This is a genomic window from Ahniella affigens, assembly GCF_003015185.1.
In the GTDB taxonomy this organism is placed as follows: Bacteria; Pseudomonadota; Gammaproteobacteria; order Xanthomonadales; family Ahniellaceae; genus Ahniella; species Ahniella affigens.
In genome coordinates, this window is sequence record NZ_CP027860.1 from 4,897,254 (window position 1) to 4,919,889 (window position 22,636).

17 protein-coding genes are annotated in these 22,636 nt (G+C 57.4%); 3 read left to right on the forward strand and 14 right to left on the reverse strand.

All coding sequences use genetic code 11. The features are described from left to right. The first annotated feature begins 313 nt into the window (after positions 1-313). Entirely contained in the window at positions 314-1,204 is an 891-nt protein-coding gene (locus C7S18_RS18880) for a hypothetical protein (RefSeq protein WP_106893023.1), read from the forward strand. Between the two features lie 134 nt (positions 1,205-1,338). Here C7S18_RS18880 and C7S18_RS18885 read toward each other — a convergent pair whose 3' ends face one another. The 4 genes from C7S18_RS18885 to C7S18_RS18900 form a co-directional block, all read right to left on the reverse strand. Continuing rightward, positions 1,339-1,632 carry a hypothetical protein gene (locus tag C7S18_RS18885; protein ID WP_146152008.1) on the reverse strand — a complete coding sequence of 98 codons (294 nt, stop codon included), beginning with the start codon at positions 1,630-1,632 and terminating at the stop codon, positions 1,339-1,341. 314 nt (positions 1,633-1,946) lie between these two features. Continuing rightward, a complete protein-coding gene (locus C7S18_RS18890) occupies positions 1,947-2,243 on the reverse strand; it encodes a hypothetical protein (RefSeq protein ID WP_106893025.1) in 297 nt (98 codons plus the stop codon). 2 nt (positions 2,244-2,245) lie between these two features. Then, on the reverse strand, positions 2,246-2,647 hold the full coding sequence (locus C7S18_RS18895; RefSeq protein ID WP_106893026.1) for a hypothetical protein: 402 nt from the start codon (positions 2,645-2,647) through the stop codon (positions 2,246-2,248). 119 nt (positions 2,648-2,766) lie between these two features. Beyond that, on the reverse strand, positions 2,767-3,336 hold the full coding sequence (locus C7S18_RS18900; RefSeq protein WP_106893027.1) for a GNAT family N-acetyltransferase: 570 nt from the start codon (positions 3,334-3,336) through the stop codon (positions 2,767-2,769). A 159-nt stretch (positions 3,337-3,495) separates the two neighbouring features. On the opposite strand from C7S18_RS18900, the gene C7S18_RS18905 reads away from it, so the two are divergent. Continuing rightward, a complete protein-coding gene (locus tag C7S18_RS18905) occupies positions 3,496-6,075 on the forward strand; it encodes a TonB-dependent receptor plug domain-containing protein (protein WP_240623932.1) in 2,580 nt (859 codons plus the stop codon). Positions 6,076-6,415: 340 nt separating this feature from the next. On the opposite strand, the gene C7S18_RS18910 is transcribed toward C7S18_RS18905, so the two are convergent. The 9 genes from C7S18_RS18910 to C7S18_RS18955 all read right to left on the reverse strand — a co-directional run bounded on the left by C7S18_RS18910 (position 6,416) and on the right by C7S18_RS18955 (position 20,679). Continuing rightward, the gene (locus C7S18_RS18910) at positions 6,416-6,808 is read right to left on the reverse strand and encodes a hypothetical protein (RefSeq protein WP_146152009.1); all 393 of its coding nucleotides are present in this window, start codon (positions 6,806-6,808) and stop codon (positions 6,416-6,418) included. A 678-nt stretch (positions 6,809-7,486) separates the two neighbouring features. Then, entirely contained in the window at positions 7,487-8,092 is a 606-nt protein-coding gene (locus tag C7S18_RS18920; protein WP_106893031.1) for an IS110 family RNA-guided transposase, read from the reverse strand. Between the two features lie 711 nt (positions 8,093-8,803). Further along, positions 8,804-9,346: a hypothetical protein gene (locus C7S18_RS18925; protein WP_106893032.1), complete on the reverse strand. Its 543-nt coding sequence runs from the start codon at positions 9,344-9,346 to the stop codon at positions 8,804-8,806. A 137-nt stretch (positions 9,347-9,483) separates the two neighbouring features. Beyond that, on the reverse strand, positions 9,484-10,077 hold the full coding sequence (locus C7S18_RS18930; protein WP_106893033.1) for a hypothetical protein: 594 nt from the start codon (positions 10,075-10,077) through the stop codon (positions 9,484-9,486). 603 nt (positions 10,078-10,680) lie between these two features. Then, positions 10,681-10,821 (reverse strand): hypothetical protein, encoded by a 141-nt coding sequence (locus tag C7S18_RS24565; protein WP_170113357.1) that lies wholly within the window; start codon positions 10,819-10,821, stop codon positions 10,681-10,683. A gap of 355 nt (positions 10,822-11,176) precedes the next feature. Then, a complete protein-coding gene (locus C7S18_RS18940; protein WP_106893035.1) occupies positions 11,177-12,148 on the reverse strand; it encodes a transposase in 972 nt (323 codons plus the stop codon). 1,403 nt (positions 12,149-13,551) lie between these two features. Then, positions 13,552-18,135 carry an RHS repeat protein gene (locus C7S18_RS18945; RefSeq protein ID WP_206207927.1) on the reverse strand — a complete coding sequence of 1,528 codons (4,584 nt, stop codon included), beginning with the start codon at positions 18,133-18,135 and terminating at the stop codon, positions 13,552-13,554. Positions 18,136-18,997: 862 nt separating this feature from the next. Then, entirely contained in the window at positions 18,998-20,260 is a 1,263-nt protein-coding gene (locus C7S18_RS18950) for an RNA polymerase sigma factor (protein WP_106893037.1), read from the reverse strand. Positions 20,261-20,316: 56 nt separating this feature from the next. Next, positions 20,317-20,679 carry a YciI family protein gene (locus tag C7S18_RS18955; RefSeq protein ID WP_106894107.1) on the reverse strand — a complete coding sequence of 121 codons (363 nt, stop codon included), beginning with the start codon at positions 20,677-20,679 and terminating at the stop codon, positions 20,317-20,319. A 217-nt stretch (positions 20,680-20,896) separates the two neighbouring features. On the opposite strand from C7S18_RS18955, the gene C7S18_RS18960 reads away from it, so the two are divergent. Continuing rightward, positions 20,897-21,469 carry a Pycsar system effector family protein gene (locus C7S18_RS18960; RefSeq protein WP_106893038.1) on the forward strand — a complete coding sequence of 191 codons (573 nt, stop codon included), beginning with the start codon at positions 20,897-20,899 and terminating at the stop codon, positions 21,467-21,469. Between the two features lie 422 nt (positions 21,470-21,891). Here the strand turns inward: C7S18_RS18960 and C7S18_RS18965 are convergent, their stop codons facing one another. Further along, positions 21,892-22,335 carry a pilin gene (locus C7S18_RS18965; RefSeq protein WP_106893039.1) on the reverse strand — a complete coding sequence of 148 codons (444 nt, stop codon included), beginning with the start codon at positions 22,333-22,335 and terminating at the stop codon, positions 21,892-21,894. Positions 22,336-22,636: the final 301 nt, after the last annotated feature.

The following is a 22,636-nucleotide window of genomic DNA, read 5'->3' on the forward strand; positions in this document are numbered from 1 at the left end:
GGGCGACACCGCCACGGCCTCGGCAACGACGCTGCGACGACGCTCATGCCGTGCGCAGGCGGACTCGTCGGATAACCTACACCGGGGGCCTTGCCGGCACAACTTTTTTGCAATCTGCACGGACTCCGTCGAGGCGGCAGGACCAGGACGGGCACACAATGCGCTCATCGTCGGCATCCTGGAAGCCGCTCCGCGGAATCCGGAATCTTGGACATTCTTGCTTCAGGCAATGCCCATCCGCTGAGCGCCCAACGCATGCCAGGAACGCTTGGAGTAGGATCCGGGAAGCTATCGGACACTTGGGAGACGCCTCATGCTGAGCACCGTGCTGAATCGCTGGGAAGACTTCCGGGACCTCACTTCCGGTCCCAAATCGCACCTGAAAGCCGTTGCCGATTTCCTGGAAACCCATCCAGCAGTGATCTACCACGGCGACTCCTGGTTTTCGACGCCGCTTTATCCGAATCTCGCCCGCCAAAGCGCCGAGGCGATCGACGGCATCCGCATGATCGTCGGCAAGCCCGGCGCACAGGCCAAAGAGCTGTTCGATCGCAAATCCGTGCAGACCTTCGCCCGCCGGATCGCGGACCTGCCGTTCGATGTGCTGTGCCTGAGCGCTGGTGGCAACGACCTGCTCGGCGATCGATTGATCGACCTGTTCAAGCTGTGGCACGACGGCCGGCCCGCAAAGATCAGCGCTGCGGACGCATTCGATCGAATTGTCAGCAATGGCGCGTTTGCCCGCCTCCGCGGACGCTACGCATTGATGCTCGACGCGCTGCTTGCATTGAAAAAGCGCGAGCGCCCGAAACACGTGATCGGCCACAGCTATGTGCCCTTGCATCGCATCGGCCAAGCGGGTGGCCTGACGATCGACAACATCGGCCTGATCGCGATTCTGAAGGGCGATGTCGGGCCTTGGCTATACGGCCCGATGAAGCGCGTGTTGGCTTCGCCTGTCGACGCGAAAGTCTTCGCCGATCTGCTGCTCGTCAATGGATTCAAAGAAACTGTGCTCGCTCCCCTCAAGCAGCAATACGATGGCTTCTTCGACTACGTCGATCTCGCCCAGGCGAATCTGAACCAAACACAGGATTGGTACGACGAAATCCACCCCACCGCGGCTGGCTTTGCCCAGTGCAAGGCATTGCTCAATGCCGCACTGCGGGCTGCGTTGCCGCAGAAGGCGGGGAAGATTGCGTGATATCGACAACCTGAGTGCGGGCGCGTGACGCGCTGACCATCGCGTGTCTCGCCCGTTAGGGAACGCCCGAACGAGCGCAGAAGTGATGCGGGTCTGGAAGTCCAGGACGGACTCGTTCAAGGCCGCCTTACGATTCATACATTCGGAGGTTCGAACACCCTGCTGCCATTGGGAAGCAGTTCGCTGTATCGCGCCAGGATCAACAACAAGTCCTCGCCATCCGGAACGTGTTCGTTGGCCTGCCGAGTCAACACGGCGTCTGCCAGAAACGTGGCAAGGCGAGCATCCAGACAATGCGGCAAGACGAACAGTCGCACGTCCACTAGGCCGAAACCTAGGGACCGTCGCCAGCCACGCTGAAAGTGTAGGCTCGTGTCCATCTTGATGTTCGCAGCGTCGGCTGCGCCCACGGCAGTAACGAATTCCACTGGCGAATCGAACGCAAGGTCGAGGAATCCATGACGAGGCGACACTGAGACGTCGCGAGCGCTGGGAAACAGGCGTACTAAGGTTCTCAGAAGGAAAGGCTGAAAGTCTTCTAGAGGCTTCATCGAAGTGCGGTTTGGTACCGCCGAACCAAGGCCCCGGCTCGTGGCCGTGCTTGAAGGTTACCACGATGGTTATGACCGGAGAATCATGGCTTCCGGATGCGACGCAGCCCTGGTCCTGGTCTATGCGTTGCGCCGCGCGCTCCAACACGTCGTTGGCCAATCTGTGGGTTGGCTTCCGATACTGTCTTGAACTAGACCCCGATGCGATCCAGGTATTCGCGGGGCACCACCGTAGCGAAGCGACTGGCGAGCTCGGCCAACTCCCGAGCGTGAATTAGACGGCCAATCTGTTCGCTTGTCAGCATCACCAGTTTCTCGGGCTCGTTGCTGCGTGCGAATACTTCGTGCGCAAGAAACAGGTGGTGTAAAACGCCTTCAACCATTTCGGTTGTATCGAGATCAATCAGCGTCGTGATGATGGGGACCTGAAATTCCGAGTCGGTGTAGGCGACTTCAAACAGAATGCGGCCTCGCATTGAATCGGTCATATCTATGTGCCTTTCGCACAGCTTGGGTCAGAGTGACCATGAGTGATCCAGGCGCTTTGAGTGGTATCGACGCCAACCACCGCGCCATCCACTACTTGGAACAGATAGCCGGTCCGGACAAACTGACATGTCCGGCGCTCTACGAACAAGCGCTCCTTCGTGCCGACCCGACGGCTAGTCGTGACGTAACGCCATACCTCACCGCTGTCATTGCGGTCGACGTGCTCAGGGTCACCGAGTGTCGATGTCAGTTCTGAAACCGAAACTCGGCGGTTTGCAAGATCTTGCGCTTGCTCTGCGTCGAGCGCCGGACCGTCGATTCGGACGAATGGGCCGTCTCGATAGCTGACGCACCCAGACGACAACAGAACCAATATGAATAGGACCATCAGTCTGAGGCGCATGAGCGACGCTCCTTTGCGGCTTTCGATATCGAGAGGGAAATGCCGACTGCCACACGGGCGGCGCTCCAGACCTGTGGGTTGCGCTTACACTGAGTCGTCACGACCGCCACAGTCATAGCCTAGCCCGCGCGCCAATCCCACACGACCACTTCCCAGGTCTCGTTCGCAGACGCATCGTGATAGACGTGCAGTGTTTCGAAGCCGACGCGCCGATGTGCGCGCATGGAGCGGGCATTGCGCTGCGAGATTTCGGTAATGACGAAGTTGAATTGGGGCGCGTACGCATCGCGCAATTGCCGGTAGACCCCATCGAACACACCGATGCCCCGGAATCCCTGCGCCACACACACCTGCCCCATGACAAACCAGCGGGGATCGCCGGCCAGGGGTGCGCCGCGCCATTCGAGTCGATCGAGCAGCGCGAACATGGGTTCGAGCAATGGGACGCGTGCGCGGAAGGGCTGGGGCATCATGAGGCAGTAGCCGGCAAGGGTATCGCCCGAGGTGGCGATCGCCGACGGATATGCCTGGTTCATCGCATGCAGAACCGCCGGCTCATGGCGGACACTCGTGAAGCCTTCGCGTTGGGCTGTGTCAGCGTCGACCACATCGCGATGGTTTTCGGCCTGCAGGGCCAGGATTTTTTCAACATCCAGGGGAGTTTGGACAAGGGAATACTTGACGTTCATAGGCTCGGAATCAGTCAGGGACGGCAGGCCCCTTAATTTTACTCTTGTTGACCTTTGGGGCGTCTGTTAAAACTACGTTATCACGGGCTCCGGGGAGCCCGGAACTTGGCGGCCATGAATTTTGTGGCTGGGTCTTTCATTTGCTCGGGGAAAAACATAATGAGAAATATGAGTGGTGCTTTGGCTAGGAACATGCTCGCAGTCGGGATCCGATCTGCGTTGGTTGGTTTGTCTTTGACGGCACTGAGCGCGACCGCGCTTGCGCAAGAGCCTGCAGCGACTGAGGACGAGGACAAGACGCTGGAAGTGGTGTCGGTACTCGGAACCCGCAGCACCGCCCGATCGGCGACGGATTCGGCGGTGCCCATCGACATCATCAACGCCGAAGAACTGCGCAATCAAGGCGCCACCGACGTGCTCGACACGCTGAAGGTGCTGGTGCCCTCGTTCAATGTCAGCACGATTCCGATCGACGATGCGGCGACCTTGATCCGCCCCGCCAACCTGCGTGGCTTGCCGCCCGACAACACGCTGATTCTGGTCAACGGCAAGCGTCGGCATCGCTCGGCCGTCATCACCTTCCTCGGTCATGGCCTCTCGGACGGGTCGCAGGGTGTCGATATCTCAGTATTCCCATCCCTGGCGCTCGATCAGGTCGAAGTGCTGCGCGATGGTGCGGCAGCACAGTACGGCTCCGACGCCATTGCCGGCGTGATCAACTTCGGGCTGAAGCGCCTGGGTGAAGGCGGCCAGCTGGAGATTTTTGGCGGCCAATACTACGAAGGCGATGGCTTCGCGAAGCAGGCCTCCGGCCAGGTTGGTTTCCCGCTTGGCGCTGCTGGTTTCGGTACGCTGACCGCCGAGTGGCGCGAAGCCGATGCCACCTCGCGCAGTGTGCAGCGCGACGACGCCGCTGCCGCCATTGCCGCAGGCTATCCGAACGTGCCAGACCCCGCACAGATTTGGGGTTCGCCCGAGGTCAAGGATGATGTGAAGGTCGTCGGGAACTTCGGCTGGAAGGGTGAGAACGTCGAAGTCTACGGATTCGGCAACGTCTCGCAGCGCGAGACCGAGGGCGGCTTCTACTACCGCAATCCGACCACGCGCGGTGGCGTTTACTCCAACGATGGCGGCCAGACGCTGTTGGTCGGCTCGCCGAGCGGCAACACCGTGTGTCCGACCATCAACCTTCGTGACAGCGCCGGCAACCTGATTCCGTATGCTACGGTCGCCAGCCAAGTCGCGGCGCTGCCCGGCGATTGCTTTACGTTCCTCGAATTGTTCACGGGTGGATTCACGCCGCGATTCGGCGGCAAGATGGAAGACGTCGGGTTCACCGGCGGCATCAAGGGCACGTGGGCCGGCGACTGGTCCTGGGACCTGAGCGGCACCTACGGCAATAACGACATCGAGTTCTCGATGGTGAACACGGTCAATGCTTCGCTTGGCCCGAATCAACCAGCCGGCTTGGTGTTCCGTCCGGGCTCGAACGAGCAAACCGAGCGCATGTTCAACTTCGACGTCCACAAGGCGTTCGAGAAATTCAATTTGGCGCTGGGCGCCGAACTCCGCAACGAGGAGTTCAAAGTCGGTGCGGGTGATACGGCGTCCACGGCAATCGGTCCGCTGACCGAAGAAGGATTCAGCATCGGTTCGAACGGGTTCCCTGGATTCAACGCGCTGACCGCAGGAAGCTGGGATCGTGACAGCTGGGCGCTCTATGGTGACCTTGAGTATTACGTGACCGACCAGTTCTTACTCGCCGGCGCCGTTCGCCACGAGAACTTCGATGATTTCGACAGCACCACAAACTGGAAGCTGACGGGCCGCTACGACATCAACGAGAACTTTGCGTTGCGCGGCGCGTTGAGCACGGGCTTCCGAGCGCCAACGCCTGGCCAAGCGAACGTCAGTCAGGTCACCACTGCGTTCATCGATGGCGAGTTGCGCGACACGGCCACGCTGCCGCCCACGAATGCGATCTCGGCGTTCTACGGTGCCGAACCGCTGACGCCGGAAGAGTCGCAGAATGCGTCGTTTGGCTTCGTCTGGGACGGTGGCCATTGGCAGTTCACCGCTGACTACTATCACATCCAAGTTGAAGATCGCATTGCACGCAGCACCGACTTCACGATCACGGATGCCGATCGCGCTGCACTGCTGGCGGCGGGCCAGACGTTTGCCGCGTCGTTGAGCCGCGTGGGCTTTTTCGTCAATGACTTCGACACCACCACGCAGGGTCTCGACCTCGTGGCCAACTTCGATACCGACCACTTCGGCGGCGAGACCAACTACGCCGTGGCGTTCAACTGGAACGACACCGAAGTCGACGATTTCACGCCAGGCATCATCAGCGAAGCACGCATCAAGAAGCTCGAGGAATCGCTGCCCGGCACCAAGGGCTATTTCTCGGTTCGTCACGACCGCGGCACTTGGGATGTACTCGTGCGCCTGAACTACTACGGCTCCTGGTACGAAGACCATCTGGATAGCGATGTGGTGTCGATCGAAGACGGCGGCTTGCCGATCTATGAAGGCAGCGCGTTCACCGTCGACCTCGAAACCGGCTGGGAATGGGAATCGGGTCTCTATGCCCGCATCGGTGCCCAGAACCTGTTCGACAAGACGCCAGACGACAATCCATGGGGCGCGGCCGTTGCCGGTGCCGCGTATCCCGTGCACTCGCCGTATGGCTTCACGGGCGGTTTCTACTACGCCCGCGTCGGCTGGAAGTTCTAAGTACGCTTGAAAACGCTGGGGTCCGCAGTAGTTGTTGCGGACCCCAGTTCAGGTTTAAGTTGGTTGGGTCAAGCCGGTGATTTGAATGCTGCGGTCGATTGACGAACGCCCGGTCGCGAGCACCCGGTCCTGATGCCATGAACTTCCCCGATACTTGCAGCTTCGCAATGAGGCATCGTCATCTCACGCGCCATCATCGCGATGGGGCTGTCGGACTGACCAGCTTCGCGCAGCATACACAGGCAGAGCGAAATGGCGGATCTCTGAAAATCGCCTGGGAAGTTTCTAAGTTGGTGCGCGTCCGCGACTGCGTTGCTCAGACATCACGTCGAGAGGGGACTCATTCGGTCGAATAGAAGTCGACAACGTGACCAGCACGATCAATTTCGACTACGTAGCCTATCCCGAACGTATCGAGCGATTCGGATAACTCGTACTCGTAGCGGCAGCCTTCATCACGGATTCGAACCTCTGCCTGCTTCCGGAATTCCCTGCTGATCTTTTCCCCGTCTAGATACGCCTCTGCAATAGCAACGATCGTGACGTGGTCGAGGGGAGGGCCGTCACAACCCTGGCGCAGGCCCTTCGAGCAAGAGCAGAGCAGCAGACTTATGAGCACCGTTGCCACATTGCGCTGCTTCATCAAGAGCTGGTCCTTCTGCCGTTTTTCCGTTTCTGTTCTGTGTCGCTGGAACATATTTGCGAACTCGATATGCGGCTTCATCTTCGACAATTGTTGTGCGTCCAGTCAATCGCCGCAATCTTGGCACCAGCTGCTCTTGCGATTCTGACAGTTGTTGTTTGTCCACTCGATCGCTCCCCCAGGGTTTCAATCGAATCGAACTAGGATTTTCCGATTAGCGCTTCCCACATTCCGCTCATCTCACTGGCCCTCGTGTCTCCTCCCTTAGTTGACCTCTCTTTGCGCAGTCCGCATGCGACAAAAGGATCTTCTGTAGACCGTCCGGCTGCGCAACTACCTGATCAAATTCATCGATGAGATCGAATAGCGTGTCTACCGCCACTTTGTGCGCATCGGGGCCCCTATTGAGCTCGGTCCACGGCGAGCGCGATTTCGGGAATGCCAGATCCAACACGAGCGCCGTCCAGCTGAGATTGCCTCCCTTACCAAGTTTTAGAACCAGCCATTCCCGAAAGCCAAGTAGCATGCCACCCTCGCAGGCACAGTCGTAACCACTGACGAAGGATGTTACGGTTTCATACCTCTCGTCCATCAGGTACATACCTAACAGGTGGCGCATGCTTCTAAAAAGGTTCGCGTGGTGTCTCATTTTGGTGCCTCAGGAACCAAAGTTAAGGCCATCGGGGTATCGCCATAGCCTCTTGTACTCCTCGATTGGAAGGCCTTGGTGTCCAGTTGTTAAGTCATATACCCTGCCATTTTTCACCACTACGACGTGGTGACTCCATCCCCAATCATGACCACGAAAAGACCCAACGCTTCGAACCCTTGGATCAATAGGTCGAATTCTGACAACAGTCGAGAATCCTCGAGCAAGTCTGGAATGGCTGCGATCACCTTCTTCCTGGACTTCGCCAAGACAATCCCATACTCCGCCAACATGCAGCGAATCACGTTGATCAGCGCGGTTCGATTTGCAACCAAACGCTCTCGCGCACGAACCCGAAGCGCCAAGTCCTGCTGCTGCAGCGTCTTCACGGGCACCGCATGCAAGTCAGGGCGCTGGCACGCTTCGGCAATTGCCAGCGCATCACCTGAATCGTTCTTCTGAACCCGCGTAAACGCCTTAACGTGCTGCGCCGGAATCAGCCGGACCTCAAAGCCAAGCGCCTGAAACTCGCGACCCCAGTAGTTCGACGAACCACAAGCTTCCATCGCGATCAGTGTGGTGGCCGAATCGTACTGTCGAATCACTGCAAGCAGGCGATCACGCTTAACGGCCACATTCTTGATCACACGGCTAGGCGGTACTACTTCGCAGACCTGGAACACATTCTTGGCAAGATCAATGGCGACAATTCGAGTACGATTCATGACGGACGCTCCTGATGGTTGACTTGCTAGGACAGCACCTCAAGTCTGGCGCAGCTTCGCTGACGCCGCTCATCAGGGGCGTCCATCTCATCATCCATGTATTTCCTTGGCGGGGAGTTCAGGTGATCTTGCCATTCCGCAAGTGCCGGCGCATTGGCTGAAATCTGAGATTGGGGTCAGAAATATCTGAATTGCTGGGAGTCCTGTATATGCCCGGCTGGGTGTCCTGTATATGCCCGTGTGGAGTTGGTGACCGGCATGCGTGGAATGCGCAGAGCGGGAACTTATCTGCGTCCAGTCGCTTCCGCTGGTCGGTTGGATACAGCCTGGCGCGTTAGGTGTATCGAAGCGCAATGGCGTTCTGAAGCACTCCACAAGTTGCAAGACCGCTTCACAGATCCCAAGTCATGATCGCCGTTTGGCGACACCGAAATTCTGGGCCAAGGCTGATCAACACACTCACGCCGCAAGCTGCTGTGAGGCGTCATCACCCTTGAGGGCAACTCCGAGTGTGACTGCAAATTGACCCGGTTATTTTCTCGCCAAAGCTCTAAGTCCCTGAGTCTGTGCCTGATCGGAGCTCGGCTGGACCTGCTTTCGCAGATCAGTCCTGAGCAAATTGCGACCATCGCCCCCGCTGCGATTTCATTTCCGACAATTGTTTTGTGTCCATTCGACCGCCCCTTTTCCATGTTCGCGGAAAATCAACTCTTACTGAAAATCGGCTTCGCCAGCATGTCCCTTTATTGACCTGAGATACAGAACTTGCTGGTGAAGTGAGTTTTCCTCGACCTTGAACAAAGCTTCCAACTCGACAGTCTGAGAATCAAACTTCGTCCAGTTCTCATAAGAACGATCGAACTGAGACAGATCCTTCTCATCCTCAACGGCACCCGGAAAATACTCAACCCAGACACAAGAGTCACCACCACTTGAAGTCCGTTCGTCGCACAATTCTGACTGTTCGAACCCTATGTGGGCCGCTCCGACAACTCGCAGAAGACATCCATCCAGCGCTTTGGCATTCGCTAGTACATCGCCGACATGGATTCCTTTTTGACCCAAGTAGCAACCGTCCAATTGCCTGGGTTCAAAATTGCCACAAGCTGTCATGACAGATAGCAAGATTCCAAACAAAATGACTTGCCTAACCCTTATCGCATGAGCAACCTTCTCGGCTGGCATCATCATCGATCTGTTCCTCTTTTCCAGTGTCCCAGTGATATTTTCTATGTGTCCGTAGGTGCCGCCCATGTGATCATTCCTGCGTATGACTAAACCGGGGCGTCCATCGATTTCCACGCTCGTTCAGCCGGTGCGTTTCGAGTTGCTCGCGCCCTAATAACTTCATGCTGCGTCTGGATTGGAATATCTGTGAAGTACGGAAGTGATCACAGGTCGCTGTGTGGCAGGGCCATCGTGACCTGTTTCCAGCCGGGCCTCATTGCTACCACTGTTGGCAAGGTCTTGAACGTGCAGGTCTCAGTTCGTAGTGACTTAATTGTCACGAGGTAAACTTCACCATCCTTCAGCGCCCAAACCGTGCGTGAGTCTTGATCCAAGAAGTAGTAAGCGAACTTTGTCGCGCCCTTTTCTTTTTCTTTGCCCCAGTTTGGCGTAAAGTCGGTTCGCTTTGAAAGGTCTTTCGCGTCAAACTCGGCAACGGACATCGTTTCCCCAGAGCGCGAGACCAAGCTTACCTTGTAACGCGCTTCGCTGCCTTTCGGCCAACAGTCTGACAAGCTCGAAGAGACTAGGAATCCTAGGTAAAGTCGTTCTGTTTCTGTTGGCCTCAACACTGCCTTGATCTCCCAGTGCGGCTCATTTGAGACAACACCGAGTTCGAACCAATAGCGATACATCACGCTATCTGAGAGTGGTCCTACGAGTCTGGCTTCCGGAGTTTCGCCCCAAGGTGAAGGTTGGATTTCATCGCTGCAAGCGATGACCACTGCAGAGAGAGCAACCAGAAGTACCTTTCTCATATGATGTTACTAAGGCGATTGGGATGGCGGCTCTGAATTCCACCCTGGATTGAAACCGACTCCACCGGACGGCGAAGGATTCTTGCAGCACGTCTCGAAGAGTGTAGCTGCGAACGTGTTGCTGTTGGGACCGTGGGGGATTGGCGGACATCGATGGACGCCCCGGTTTAGTCAAGAGGTTTCTGACCTGAACTTTGATTCTGTCGTTGTGATTTCGGTGTTTCCGAGCAGCAGCATCCGTGCCGGAACGGTGTCGCCGGAGCTTAATGGGTGCGGAGCATGCTGGGCGATCAGCGGGCGCCTATGTCGCCCGCCGACCAGCATGCAGTGATTCGTTGAGGGCTTGGTTGTCGCGGTTAGGTCAGGGTCCTTGGTGTTGATCTGGTTTCTGGTTGACGAGAGTCGCACTGGTCAGAGGGCAAGGGGTCACGGACATCGATTCGGCGTCTTGGTGGCGGTTGATCGCCGCGCCATGGTGAGATTCGGGAGTCCCATGCTGCCTTAACATCCAGACGGTCTTGGGGAGACGCTGGTCCACCACAGGCTCGGCATCGGACATGACCTTGATTCACCACTGTCAGTCACGCTCCGTCGGTGAATGGGTTAGGCGAACGCCTTGTTAAGGTCGAAGGGTTGGTGATTGTGCAGGATTCGGAACACGATCCTCGCGAGTTTGTTGGCCATCGCGACGATTGCGCGCTTGTTGCCGCGTCTGACCGCGACCGCGCTGATCCAGCGCCTCATGGCATCGTCGTGTTTGTGGCGCCAACTAAAGACCGCTCGGGCACCATGGATCAACGCGGTTCGGACTGAGCGGTCGGGATTTGCGGACATCCATGTATTTCGCCAGGCCGGCTAGGTGCGGCGATTTTCCCGCGATCGGGAGTCGAGTGGTCGGGCCTGCGGTCGAGTCCGCAGTGAGCGCTTGCTAACCGGGGCGAAGACGCGCCGGCTTCGGGTCACAGCGCAATGCTGCACGCGCACCTGTCAGCGAAGTAGGACTCGACGGCTGCCTACCGAATGGCCTGCGTGAACGGAACAGCGCTCAGTGCGCTCCCGTTGGAGATTGCGTGGGTGATCGAGAAAGGGCCGGTGCGGGTCAGACCGCCATCGCTCGCCAATAGGCCCGGCGCGCCAGCCCATACCCCACCAGCCAGTGCCGATGCGTGTTGCGGGCAAACTGAATCAGTCGGTCCAAGGCGCCCATCGCGGTGACGCGGGGCGTCCCGAAGCCACGGACTTGGTCATCCCATTGCTTGGGGTCGATCTTGAGTTCAGCCAGGATGGATCGCGTGCTGGCGGCGATGCGGCCAGACTTGTCTCGATGCCATTGGCGGCCGGTGTCGTCCACGAGTTGCAGATAGGCTTTGTTGCTGAGACTCATCGCCTCCTGCGGCATGCCAGCGATCGGCCGAACCGGTTGGAATCGTATTAGCTCTTTGGCCCGGATCTTGACGACGCGTTGGTAAACGCCGGTGTGCTTCGACTCGATGATTTTCTCGGACATCTTCGCCCGAATCGCGTTCAAGTCGGTGTAGACCATTGCCGCGAACAAGGCGCGTTCGTCAACTAACGCCTGGGCTTTGAATCGACCTTCCCAGAACCGCCCGGTACAGTCGTCCTCCCGGTTGGCCTGCCGCGCAATCGGCTCGGCGAGGCTCCGCATAAACCAACTTAAACTGCGCAGCCGATCCCGATACGTTGCGACCCGCTCCGGTGCCGCAGCGATGTTGGCGATTCGCGCCTTCTGTGCCTCCGGATCGTCGGAACCCGCGAACACCAGGCACCAGCGCCGAGCGACCTCTTCATCCGACCATTCCTGCGCGGCCACCGCATCGACCTTCACCACCACATGCAGATGATTGCTCATGACCGCATAGGCGTAGATCGAGACTGAATAAGCCTCGGCCAGCGCCATCAGCCGATCCTCGACCCACTGGCGGCGGTAGTCGTAATTCTTGTCGTTGACTTTGTCGTAGCCACATAGCCAAGCCCGACGAACACAGCGGCTGACGCAGTGGTAATAGCCTGAGCAGTTGGTCGGAACAGTTCGTTCGCGCGCTTGTGGCATCGTGTTCGCCTTCCTTGGCGGGGAGTTGCGGTGATCTTGCCATTCCGCCAGACCGGGCGCATTGGCTGAAATCTGAGATTGGGGTCAGAAATTTCTGAATTGCTGGGTGTCCTGTATGGTCCACCCTATTCTGAGCGATGAGGTGGAGACGGCGATTTCCATAATCCCAGAAGTTGTTCTAATCGCCCCACAACTTTGCGAGCTTTATGCGTGCCTACAGCTCCCATTTCATCAATGCATGTTTGAAGCATCGATACTATGGCAACTCTATTCTCAACACTAGATTTTTCCGAACTTCGCAACCGAAAAAGGACTTCGAGAAACTCTACAACTGAAGGATCGGATTCTGCAGCCAAGGACAACTGTTCAAGTTTAGGAACTATAGCCGCGAAACACACTTCGTCAAGATCAACTAAGTGTAATAAGAACTCGCCGCTCCCCAAATACTCAATGAAGTCCAAATCGTCAAGTGGAATGTGCTCTCTCGAAACGGACATTTGGCCTCCATGAGACGGTGTAGATCTTACCCAAACCGCCATGCTGTCGTTCGTTTGCCTACGAACTTGATACTAGAATTGCTGAAGATCAGATGCATAGTATGCCGCATTCGAACTAGTGCTACTTTGATGATTAGAAACGGCGATCGAGATTCTTAGGCCTAATGGGCTAACAAGTGAACTGCAATCTCTCTCTGCAATAACCGTGGCGTGCCTTTTCCGCATGAAGCCAGATGAGAATTGGTGTGTAGCACGTCAATCTTTTCCTATCCGCCTTGGCGATGACATGCAACCACGTGGTGATCGCCTGCATTTTCGCCCTCTGATCGGTCAAACTTGCGACCGGTTAGCCGGATTCGAACTCCAGTTTCCGCCCAGAACTATTAGAACTGCGCGGAGAATTGGCGTGCATCTAGTCGTTACTGAGTGCCTAGCCGTTCCTATTGGGGAGATTCCGAGAATCGGTATCTGCCCAGTCGCACCTTGCTTGGAGCGACCTTTCCCAATCAAGCCAGGTCGAGGGCTTGCAAATCAATCGCTGCAAGGTCAAACCTTCGTCCTGCCGAAGATTCCTTCCGCCGCCAAATAGCCAGGACCAACGCGCGGCATCCAAGAACGGGCGACTGCCGCTCTGTGAGCCTTTGGTCTAGCGAGTAACCATCGCTCACCGCACTTTCCAGAAGCAACCACAAGCCTGCCCGGCCAAATCACCCTTGGAAGTCTCGGCGAAAAGCCTGGGCCAAGCGACATTCCTTCGACAGCATGAACGATCCGTTCTTAGTCTTTAGGACCGGTAGGGAGTTCGTTCCTTTTGCCGAACTCCCCAAAACAGGAACAGACTATTATCTCATTGGCATCGCTCCAGACCATAGAACACCGAGACCTCTCTACACGTGCAGCCCGGCCCTAGAAATTCTCCTCCGAGAATCGCTTTGCGGCGAAATAGCAACACCATTTCCGAGCTCCGCTTGGCGTGTACAAGGCTGCTCGATGTTTCTGCTCCTGGTTCTTTGAGCCTTTGGATATTGAACCTGGCATCACATAATCACATTTGAGTTTGAGGTACTTCTTCCGCAACTGAACTGCTGTTGCCCAGCACGCACAGTTCGCTGACGCATCGTCACAAGCCATATCTTTTGTGCATCTCTTGCATACGCCACCTGATCCCGGCGGCCACCCTTCAAGACGCGAGTACGCCGTGTAAGCCGCCATACACGTCGCTAACCTTTTCCCATATTCTCGCATCATCTTCTCAGCAGCCTTTCTAGCCGCTCCTCCGCCAACCCGACCAGCCTGCTCCCCAAAAGGATCTATTGCATCGAGCGGATTCGCCTCAACGTAGCTATAGGTGCTTACGCCTCCCTCCAACCCGATAGGATCACTTTCCACGTATCGGCCCGTTATCGCCTCATAGTCGCGCATATAGTTATAGTTCAACTCGGTATCACGGTCATAGTACTGCCCAGGGAACCGGAGATTGAAAACCATCGCGCCACCATCGCCATCTGGATCCTCATTGGGTGGGGTATTACCAAACGGATCGGTCAGAACATCCCAGGACCACTTGGATTGGTCAAGGCCCATAACGCGGCGCGGAGTAGCAAGGTGATCGACTTCAATCGCGAATGCGCTCCCTCCGCTGACCATCGACACCGGCAGGTCGTCGACCCAGAAGTACTCCGCCAGAACTGACGCTGATTGATCGGCGTACTCGCCTATCAGACGACCCGACTCATCGAAGACATAGCCGTAGATGCGGCCACCTTCGATGATTCGCTCTTTGAGCACTCGCTCACCCTTGTAGTTGTATTTGAATTGCGATCGAGCCTGCCCGCTTACCGAGACTTCAGTCATTCGATTGTGATCGCCGTAGCTAAAGTTCGGGCTTGCTGGATTCGTAGTTGCAGGAGTGGTCAGGTTTCCGTTCGGGTCGTAGGTGCGGCTTACACCGGCAACTGAGACTAGCCTATGTGAAGTGGGCTGATAGTCGTATGTTTGCGAGCTTCCCACCTGATCGGTGCTGAAGCTCATTCGATTGCCTGTTGCGTCGTAGGTATAGGATCGTATGTTCGAGCCATTTTCCTGCTGCCCCGTCAGGCGATACAGCGCATCGTAGGTGTACCCTCGATTAGTCGTTCCGGCAATGATCGCGGCGATGTTTCCGAGGTCGTCCAACTCGTAGTTCGCTTGAAGTCCCGTTGGTGCTGACGAAGCGATTTCATCAATCCAGTAGTTCTGATCATAGGTTCTTGTTTGAGTCACTCCTGTACCCCAGGTGATCTGCGAGACAGGGCCGAAAGGCAAGTAGGCAACGTCCGCAATCAGCACGGATTCAACCGACAAGGGCGTTTCCTGCATATGGACTACCGCTACCCTCCCCAGTGAATCTCGTTGATACCGAATGCTTCTGCCACTCGGGTAAGTGACTGTTTCGATCTGGTCAGACTTGGTGTAAGTGTAAACTACCTGATTGGCGCCACCAGTTGTTATCTGTACCTTCGATACTATGCGCCCTTGCCGGTCGTAGCAGTACGCCGTGCTGCCGGACTGGTCCGTAACAAAACCCAGGCGGCCAATCTGGTAGCCATTGGTGCATCCACTTGGTGCCATGTCGTAGCTGTACACCTCGTTCAACGACGTGTCCAAATACGAACGCGTTGCCAGTCGTCCGAGCGCATCATAGGTATTGGTGGTTACTTTGCCCCGGGCATCTGTTTGCGTCAGAACGTTGCCGGCCTGATCGTGCGTGTAAAGCGTCGTGCCGGTATCGGGGCTCTGCAACTGGGTCAGGTCATCCAGGCCATTGTACGTGTAGATCGTTTGCAGCGACTTGGGATCAATCACCTTGCGGGTATTGTCGCGAGTGTCGTACTCGTACTGGGTGGTGGCGTTGATGCCGCCCGTCGCCTTGTCTTCGACGACTTTCTTTAGGCGATTCAGCTCATCGTAGTCGTGGTCGGTCACGCGACCAAGGGGATCGATCAGCAGGTCCAGGTTGCCGTTCATGTCATAGATATTGCTCGTCTTCTTGACAGCGGGATCGTCGAGATTCGGCATGCCGGCATATGGCGCGTTGATCTGCGCCTTTAGTCGGGAGAACCCATCGAACTGGGCGGCAAGGAGGCGCTTGACGTTGCCTTGCGGGTCTTTGGTCTGTTCCAGTGTGCGGTTGCCGGCGGCATCCAAGACGTAGGTGATCTGGTTACCAAGATTGTCGGAGACGCCAACCAGACGGTGCGCGCTGTCGTAGCTGTATTCGAGGTAGCTGCCGTCAGGCTGGGTGTTTCGTTTCACAGCACCGAATGATTCGTAAGTCACCGAAGTGGTGATGTCGTCTGCCGAGGGGGTGCCATCGGCATTCGCGCGCACGGTTGTATCTTGGATTCGACCCAGGGTGTCGTAGGCATAGTCGGTCAGCACGCCATTCGGGTCGCGCACTCGGGCGAGACGACCGGCGAGGTCATACTTGACGTACTCGGTCACATGCCCCAACGCATTCGTCACCGTATGCAGGTCGCCGCGACGGTAGGCGCAAGCAGTCGCACTCAGCGCGCAGTTGGGGTCATCGGACTGGTAGTAGGCCATCGTCGTGATGTCGGCGACATCGGTTCTCGGGCCATCGATCGTTGCGAGTTGGCCCTTGATTGGGCACGTGTTCGGGTCATTGGAGCCAGGGCCCGTGCAGAGATATGCATAGGTGGTTTGGCGGACGCCTAGTGACGCATTCGCCGCGCTGCCGCAGGCATAAGTGGATGCGCCAGAGACGGCGGGGTCGTGGGTACACTCGGCGGTCACTTGGCCGCGATCGTTATACGCCCAGCTCTTGATCTGCTCCAGCACATTCAGGTTGTTGTAACGACGCTTCTTGATGGGCAGACGGAACGTGGGGTGCCAATCAGTCTGAATCGTGCGCTTGACAGTTGGGTTGGTCACGCCCGGCGCGCTCTTCGCTTCGATGCGTTGGGTTTCCAGAGCGCGTGCCGAGTCCCACGTGTATTCAGTGCGAACACCGCGGAGATCAATCGTTGCTGCCAACGTACCGTCGCCGTTGTAGCTGTTGGACATGGTGTTCGAGCCGCAGCTAGCGCAGTTGTCAGTCTGCGTGTAGAGGCGCCGCACGTTGCCCGAGACGCGGATGTTCGCGGTGCTCGACTGGTTCAGCGCGTTGGTGATGGTCACGTTGCGCTGACCGGTCGGGACACCGCTGTAGCTATATGAGAATGCGAACTGGCGGATATCCGTACCGCCAACTCGAATGAACTCTTCCGAGACGCGATTGTTGACATAGGTGTACCGACGGTGCTGAACGCCCAACTCATCCTTGATGCCCGTCAACCCGGATGGGAATGCGGCATCTTCGTACAGGAACTGGCGCGTGCCGGCTGCGGTGGTGATGCCGACCACGATGCCTGGCTGCCGGGTGTCGACGACAACGGTCTGGCCAGACTGATCGGCAATTTCGAATCGCTTGCCAACGGTGACATTGTGAACCGGCCCAAAGTCCTGCTGAACGTCTTCGCTATCAATCAAGACGGATCGTCCACTCTGATCCGTCAGCGCAACGGTATTGGTTCCCCAAGCGACGTTGACCGTTCTGCCATCGGCGTATTCGATGGACATCAGTCGTCCGTCGAGGCCAAACTGCCATTGGCTTTGATCAAGGTCGGTCAGCAGGAATCCGCTCGCATTGATGACAACAGTTCGACCAAAGGTCTTGGTCACGTTGATGGCTGTGTAGACACCCGATGTGTTCTTTCGAAGCATGATCGGTTCGCTGCCAGCGATATGCACAATGATCGCATTGGCATCGTAGTTGCGTACGCGGCGATCGAACGCGAATCGCCAGTAGTTTCCGAGAATGCCTTCGGCTCCGGCGGGTCCCCACTGACCATAGGAGCGATAGTAGACCTGCAGCAGATCACTCATGCTGAGCCCGGCGAGGGTGGTCTCAGAGTGTCGCTTTTCGCCCGAGGCAGGGTCGACGGGATTCGCGACGTCGCAAACATCGCCGGTAATGTCGCCGCACATGATCTTGCCGGTACCAACGATCGGATAGGCTGCGGCGTCCAGCGGGCAGTTCAGCGTTGCCGAGTAGCCCACCATGAAGTTCTCATTCACAGCGACGCCAGGGTTACACCCGTTTTCGTCCTTGCGCATATAGCTGACGTTCTTGATCTTCTTGTCAAGCGTCAGATACCCAGACTCCCAGGTTTGGCCCACTGTGCCGCAGCCTGGATCGGCTCCCGCTGTGACGGCGATGGTTGCGCAGCCGGGGTCAATACCCCCGAAGGCGTTCAACTGTTGCTCGGAGATGTCGTTCGTCCAGGCCCCCACACCCATGAACAGTCCAGCAGGAAGCCCCACACACGAGGGATTGCCACTGGGTGGCACTACCCACGACCCACCCGCTGCCTGACAGAGGCGGCGATTCTTCTCGTTGATGTTGACGCTGATGCACGCGCTCATGCCCCACTGGGACGAACGAGGCACGGGCGTATCACAAAATAGTGATCCCGATCCCATGTTTGCGCACGCGGAGATTTGCGCCTCAGCACTTGGGATCAGCCCAAGCGCGACCGCAACGACAGCAAGAATTCGTTTCATCATGTCTCTCGTACTCCGAATGTGTGGCGGCGCATATCTGTGCTATGACGATGTCGCCCCGATGTTGGTCCGAGCGCGTCCTGCTTGTCTGCACGGGCGGCAGTACATCAATTCAATAGGGCTTGTACCCGGGGAGGACACTAGGGCGTTACTGATTCAGTGTCGTAGGCGAGCGTTAGCATGCTCGGCAGGGCGACACGTCGGGAGGACGATATACGCGTTTGCTTCCAAAAACCGCTTCGTGTTTGCGCGGATGACTCCTGGTTTGCACTGTGCTGCTGATTCTCTTTGGCCGATGAGATGATGCACTGCGCGCACTTTGAGGGGCAACGGGGCAAGGTCAGTAGCGATAGGGACCATGGATGGCCCGCAGACAATCAAACACGCTAGTGCTTGATTCTTGAGCAATGGGTCCGGATCCGGCCTTTGCCGATGTAGGCTTCGTATCGGCCTTATTGCGGGTCTCGCATCTCAGGATTGATTGGTCTAGATCCACTTTAGATTTCGTGACACGTGGGCGCACTTCTCTGCGCGTTGGTAAGGACACCGATGCAATTGCTTACGTCTAAGGATCGTTGGCCGTCTTGGCGCGATTGGCCGCGGTCAAGCCAAGGCAGTGTTGAGAGATAAGGCTTGGTGGTGACCGCGGATTGTTGAGGGTCGCAGCAAGCCCGTCGGCGCGAGGTCGCTTTCGTTAAGGACATTGCTGGATTCGCATCGCGCAACAACGACTCCGGCAAAGCACTGATCAGTCTGAGGGATCTCGCTGCATATTGATTTCCTGCGCGTGCCACGCGCGATACTTCTTTTCGATGAAACGTCGCTCAGCTGCGCCTCTACTCTGCATTTTTGCGCGCTGAAGGAGCGCTTTCGCATCTTCGAATGCGCCCCGCAAATGGAGCAGCTCTGCGCGTGCGAGACAGTACGCTTGGTTGTGATCCACTAAGCTCTTGTCTAGTTGTTCAAGGCGGTCCCAAGCCTGTTGCAGCTGCCCAGTTGCTGCCTCTGCTAAGGCCAAATTGATCTGCAGCATCGGCGTGTCGCTCAGTGCTGCAAGGGCTTCGTATCCGTGTAAGACATCACGCCACGGCGTGTATCCAAGCTCAAGCCGGCGCGCATACGCAGCACTGATGCTCGCGCGCCATTGATAGGGACCGGGTTGCTTCATCTTGGCGGCACGCAGCAAGTATCTTGCGCCGCGACGGATCAGGGCTTGGTTCCAGCGTTTGGGATCCTGTTCGCTCAGCGGAATCATCGTGCCGTCATCATCGAGACGGGCTGGGCGTCGGCTTTCGGCGAAGCACAACATGGCGGCAAATCCCCAGAGTTCGGCGGCGTCGGGAATCAGGTTCAGGAGTTGATGGGTAAGCTGAAAGGCATCTCGTGCCAACGCTTCGATTTCTTTGCCACCGGCCAAGTCGGCGTAACTCTGGTCATACAGAACCTCCAGCGCGGCGAGCACGACGGGTAGGCGGTCTGGCCAACATGCTTGGTCTGGGAGCTGAAATGACACCCCCGCGTGTTCGAGTTTGTGTTTGGCGCGGCTGAGGCGGCGGGTCAACGTGTCGGTATCAAGCTGGAACGCGCGCGCGATCCCAGCGGGCGGTACGAGCGCACAGTAACGCAGCATGAGCATCGCTTGCGTATCAGGGCTCAAGCTTGGATGCGCGCAGAGAAAGAACAGCGCGAGCCGATCGGATTTGCCGCTGATCGCGTCATCATTCCGGTGCGCGCGCTCGTGCTCGACCAGTGCATTGGCAAAGCGTTCGGTGACGCGTTGATGCTTGATCTGATCCAAGTCGTGGTTCAGTGCCGTGCGCAACAGCCAGGCTTCTGGCTGTGCTGGCCAGCCGTCCACGGGCCAGAGTGCTGCAGCTTTGGCGAATGACTCGGCCAGCGCATCTTCGGCGCGCTCGAAGTGGTGTAAGCGCGCGATGAGTTGCGCAATCAACTTGGCTGCCGACTGCTCGTACAGCGTCGCAATGGGATCGTGTTGCGTTGAAGTGACCATGGTGATCGGTGAGTCGACGCCCGGACTTAGGCGTCGCTCACGTCATGCCCGTCGATTCAGGTGGTGGGTTCTTCGGGGATCGTCGGCCGGATTTCGACCGAGCCATCACCCAGCATCGGGATTCGCTTCGCCCAGCCGAGGGCGCTGTCCAGATCAGGCACGTCGATCACGTAGTAGCCTCCGAGCTGCTCCCGCGTCTCCGCCCACGGGCCGTCGTGAATGGTCACCTTCTGCCCTTGGCGACGAACGGTCGTGGCGAGGTTCGTGGCCATCAGGCCGGCACCACCACGCAGGACGCCGGCGGCCTCCATCTCGGCAGCCAGCGCACCGTGGGCTGCGACGATGTCCTGCCACGCTTGGCTGTTCGGATCGTCGCCATATTTGGTCTCGTCTTCGAAGATCATCAACAGGTATTGCATGGGGGACTCCTGATCCGGTGATGTTGGCGATTCCAACAGCATGATGACGATTGAGGCGGAACCACCCGGACATGGATTGTCAGTTCGGCTGACCGATCGCGTCCAGAGGGTTGGCGAGTCGGGTGCGCCTGGACGATCGGGATTTGGTTTGGGCACCGATTGACAAGTTCTGGCCACACGCCAATATCACGATTCCTTCTCGTCACCAAGGTTGGCCATGAGCACCGAGCAACCAAGCACTTCTGATTCTATCGCGGGCCCGTTTCTGGGAGTCGTGGAGCGCAATACGGCTGACAATCTGCTTCGAACCTGTCAGCAGCACCACGTTCAGATGAGCACTTTGGCCGACACCAAGGCCAATATCATTATCACGGTGTCATCGATTGTCATGAGCCTCGCATTGGGCCGACTCAACGATCCGACCTTGATGGCGTCTGCGGCGACGTTGCTGGTGTTCACGCTGCTCGCGCTACTGCTGGCGATTCTCGCTGTACTGCCCAAATTCCGCCGCTTCAAGCAGCCCGATGGTCCGCTGCCGAGCGATTTCAATCTGTTCTTTTTTGGCCACTTTTCGGGTTTGAACTTGGACCGCTTTGAGCGCGAGGTGGCAAGTCAACTCGATAACGACGGTCGGATCTATCGCGCCATGACCCGCGACGTCTATGGGCTCGGCACGTATCTGGCGGTCTATAAATACCCGTACCTGCGCTGGAGCTACTTGTTCTTTCTGAGCGGGTTCATTGTGGCGGCAGTCGTACAGGGCTTGGTGCTTCTGCAGCCGGTTTCCTGATGAATGGCGATCGTGATCGATGCAGTGTCGCCGGGTCGGCAGTCGATTGTAAGCGGGAGCGACTGGTCCGGGCAGGCGGGATGCTCTTCGGGAATGACGCGTTGTATTGACGTGAATCGGGCTGATGATCAGGTTGACTCAGCGTGTCGCGACAAACATGCATTGCCGATACAGCCAAGTGCTTGGCAGTTGACTGCGCTTTGGTTCACTCAACCGGGTTCGGCGCAGCCGTTAGGGCCGCGCCGAATGTTCTTGCTTCGAATGTGCGTATGCCGATAGCGCGGTCGCTGCCAGTTCACTAGGAATCGGGACACATATTGCTGGCGCGCTCGCTCTAGCTGTTTGCCGCAGCCGTTCTGAAGCGGTTGGCTGTGTGCCTCTTTAGCGAGCGTATTGACGCGAGCGTCAGCCAACATCGCCGTTCAGCGGCAGATCGTCGCGAGCCGATAGCTTGAGATCGTCGTGCTCGAGCATTCCCAATTGACCGAGCCACCCTCATCAATCGGTGTCAGAAGCATCGACGCGCCATCAAGTTCGCCGTTGGCTTGCTGAGGCGCCGTTGAAGAGAACGTGCACGCCACGTCGCCTGCAGCGGTCAATTCGACGCGGGAAATGTATGCACCCTCGTATTCGTCTCCGGCTGGCAGCCCCGCTTGGAGGTTGGACGTCGGGAAGACGCCTTGATCCGCGTAGTACTCAAGCGCGCCGAGTTGCACTGGTCCCGCTAGGGATCCACATTCAGCGACCTGGGTTCGGATGATGTAATCCTGGTAAGCGCCGATTGCCATACCCGCCAATATCGCGATGATCGCGACGACAATCATCAATTCGATGAGCGTGAAGCCCTGGGTTGGACGCGCTGTCATAAATGGCCTTCGCTGAGTGAAACTAAGGTCAACGAAGCAAATCCTGTGCCACGGCAAGGGTCGCAGAGGTTGATTCGCTTGATGAAGGCTGCCGCTGCGCAGCCCAATGCCGTATGTTGCCTGACCAATTGAGTCGGGTCAGCAGGCCAAAACGCGCGGACAGGTTCAGTGGCGATACCCACTACTGGATTCGGGACGGGAGATACCGACCGTTTCCGCGCGGCCTGAAAAGTTGCAATGGCGACAGACAGAGTTAAACAGCTTGGCGCGCTCTAGTGCCTTAGGCCAGGGTCGGCAGGTC